The sequence below is a fragment of the Neoroseomonas rubea genome (assembly GCF_016106015.1).
GTDB lineage: Bacteria > Pseudomonadota > Alphaproteobacteria > Acetobacterales > Acetobacteraceae > Neoroseomonas > Neoroseomonas rubea.
The window spans coordinates 1-2,804 of the sequence record NZ_JACADQ010000436.1; the positions used below are offsets into that span (position 1 = coordinate 1).

The window sequence follows — 2,804 nt, forward strand, 5'->3', positions numbered from 1 at the left end:
GTGTGACAAGAGTTTAGACGTGTGCTCATCGGATCTGCCGCCGATGTCGAGCCGGTCTTCACCGCCTACGAGGCCTTGCTGGCCGACGCCCTGCCGCTCGCCGACCTCGCGGCCGCGCATCCCGGGCGGCTTCGCGTCATCGAGGGCGATGCGCTGAAGGCGGACCCCGCCGCGCTGCTGCCGGCGCCGCGCCGGATCGTCGCGAACCTGCCCTACAACGTCGCCTCGCCGCTGCTGGTCGGCTGGCTGCGCGGCGCCGCGGCGCTGGAAGGCATGGTGCTGATGTTCCAGCAGGAGGTCGCCGAGCGCATATGCGCCGCGCCGGATACCGATGCCTATGGGCGTCTGTCTGTCCTCGCCCAATGGCGTTGCCGCTGCACCATGCTGCTGCGCCTGCCGCCCGGCGCCTTCAGCCCGCCGCCCAAGGTCTGGTCGGCCGTCGTCGGCTTCACGCCGCATGCGGAGGACCCCGGCCCCGCCCTGTTCGCGGCGATGGAACGCACCACCGCGGCCGCCTTCGGCCAGCGGCGCAAGATGCTGCGCGGGGCGTTGAAGTCCCTCGGCGATGCGGAGTGGTTGCTCGCGACCGCGGGAATCGACGGGGCGCGGCGGGCGGAGACGCTGAGCATCCCCGAATTCGACCGTCTCGCCCGGGCGCTGCTGGCCCGCGCCGCTACGGCCTGAACCAGGCCAGCACGCCGGCGAGCGTCACCACCGAGATCAGCGTCGAGACGAGCACGGTCGCCCCCGACCGTTCCGCGCCGACCTCGTAGCGGCGGGCCAGCATGAAGGCGTTCGCGCCCGTCGGCAGCGCCGCCGTCGTCACGGCCACCGCTGTCTCCAGCGGCCCAAGACCAAAGAGCAGGCAGAGCCCCCAGACCAGCAGCGGCATGGCGGCGAGTTTCAGCACCACCGCCCAGGCAACTTCCGTCAGCGCGCCACCGAGCCGGAAGGTCGCAAGCGACCCGCCGAGGCAGAACAGCGCCAGCGGCGGACTCGCCGCGCCAAGCAGCTCCAGAGTCCGCCGCAGCGCATCCGGCACGGGAATGCCCAGCGTGCTCCACACCAGCGCGGCCAGCACCGACATTACGATAGGGTTGCGCACGACGCCCGCGACGGTCGCGCGCAGGATGCGCCCGACCGGCGCATGGGCATTCAGCCCGATCTCGGCAACGATGGTGCCGAGGGACAGCAGCACCATCGAATGCAGGGCGATCAGCGCGAGCAGCACGGCAAGCCCCGCCTGCCCGTACGCGGCCGCGGTCAGCGGAATGCCCATCATCACCGTGTTGCCGAAGGTGCAGTTCAGCGCGAGCAGCCCGGAATCCGCGAGCGGAAGCCCCAGCCGCCGCGTGCCGAGCCACAGCACGAAGCCGTAGACGATCAGCGCCGCCATGAAGAAGACGAAGGCCGCGAGTCCGCCCTGCGTGCTGCCCGAGGTACCACCCGCGAAGAGCAGCGCGGGCGAGGCGATCGAAAAGGTGAAGGCGATCAGCGCCCGGAAGCCCGCCTGGTCCATCCATTTCCACGCCGCCGCCGCCCAGCCCATCGCGACGATGGCGAAGACCGGCGCGACGATGCCGAGGATGACGGACACGCGTTCAGCCGGCGAGCAGCCCGGCGATGAAGCCCGCCATCCCGGGCTGGCGGCGCCGTTCGGTCCGCGCCGCGTGCAGAATGGCGCGCACCTGCGCGACCGTCGCGGCGAAGTCGCGGTTCACCACCACATGGTCGAACTCGTCCCAGTGCGTGATCTCCTCCCGCGCCGCGGCCATGCGGCGGGCGATCTCGACCTCGCTGTCCTGGCCGCGGCCGCGCAGCCGCTTCTCGAGGTCCGGCAGGGAGGGCGGCAGGAGGAAGATGCCGACGACGTCCTCGGCCATGGCCGCCTTCATCTGGCGATGTCCCTGCCATTCGATGTCGAACAGCACGTCCCGCCCCGCGGCCAGCGCGGCTTCCACCGGCGCGCGCGGCGTGCCGTAGGCGCGGCCGAGGAAGCGCGCGTGTTCCAGGAATTCTCCCCGCATCGCCATCGCGTCGAACGCGTCCGGCGACTTGAAGAAGTAGTGGACGCCTTCCTGCTCGCCGGGGCGCGGCGGGCGCGTCGTGGCGCTCACCGAGAGCGAGAGGTCGGGCTCCGTCTCCAGCAGCGCGCGGGAGACGGTGGTCTTGCCCGCCCCCGGCGCCGCGGCGAGCACCAGGCAGAGGCCGCGCCGCGCGATGCCCTCATTCGACATTCGCCGACTGCTCCTTCAGCCGCTCGATCGCCGCCTTCAGCTCGAGCCCGATGCGGGTCAGCGGGATCGACGACGACTTGCTGCAGAGCGTGTTCGCCTCGCGGACGAATTCCTGCGTCAGGAAGTCGAGCTTGCGGCCGACCGCCTCGCCGCTCGCCAGCAGCCGGCGCGCCTCGGCGATGTGGGCGGACAGGCGGTCGAGTTCCTCCCGCACATCGGACTTGGTCGCGAGCATCGCGACTTCCTGCGCGAGCCGTTCCTCCGGCACGCGGCGTTCGCCTTCGAGCAGCGCGCCGAGGCTTTCGCGCAGCCGGGCCAGATGCAGCGCCGGCTGGTCGGCGGCTTCCTTGGCCGCCAAGTCCCGCAGCGCGGCAACCTCGTCGAGCAGCACGCCCAGGATGTCCGCGAGCTTCGCGCCCTCCGCGCGGCGGGAGGCGACGAGGCCGTCGAGCGCGCGGGCGAAGGCGGCGGCGATAGCGGCGCGCTTGGCGTCCTCCTCCGCCTCGTCCGGCTCGCGCGCCTCGGCGCGCAGCACGCCGGGCAGGGTCAGCAGCGCCTCGGCGCGCG

The 2,804-nt window shown here is 72.3% G+C and carries 4 protein-coding genes; 1 reads left to right on the forward strand and 3 read right to left on the reverse strand.

The window, feature by feature from the left end:
• Positions 1-27 precede the first annotated feature (27 nt).
• Positions 28-684: a ribosomal RNA small subunit methyltransferase A gene (locus tag HW577_RS23225; protein ID WP_408639550.1), complete on the forward strand. Its 657-nt coding sequence runs from the start codon at positions 28-30 to the stop codon at positions 682-684.
• Here HW577_RS23225 and HW577_RS27100 read toward each other — a convergent pair.
• The 3 genes from HW577_RS27100 to HW577_RS23240 all read right to left on the reverse strand — a co-directional run.
• Complete coding sequence (locus HW577_RS27100; RefSeq protein ID WP_198378483.1) at positions 674-1,597, reverse strand: AEC family transporter; 924 nt, start codon at positions 1,595-1,597, stop codon at positions 674-676. The genes HW577_RS23225 and HW577_RS27100 overlap by 11 nt on opposite strands.
• A gap of 4 nt (positions 1,598-1,601) precedes the next feature.
• Positions 1,602-2,237, reverse strand: coding sequence for a guanylate kinase (gene gmk, locus HW577_RS23235; RefSeq protein ID WP_198378484.1), 636 nt, complete (start codon positions 2,235-2,237; stop codon positions 1,602-1,604).
• On the reverse strand, positions 2,227-2,804 hold a 578-nt coding region (locus HW577_RS23240), incomplete at its 5' end, for an endoribonuclease YicC domain-containing protein (protein WP_198378485.1). The genes HW577_RS23240 and gmk, both read right to left, overlap by 11 nt.

What these genes read in the sequence shown, in the direction of transcription:
- gmk (WP_198378484.1), bottom strand. Translation starts at nt 2,237, where the DNA reads ATGTCGAATGAGGGCATCGCGCGGCGCGGCCTCTGCCTGGTGCTCGCC.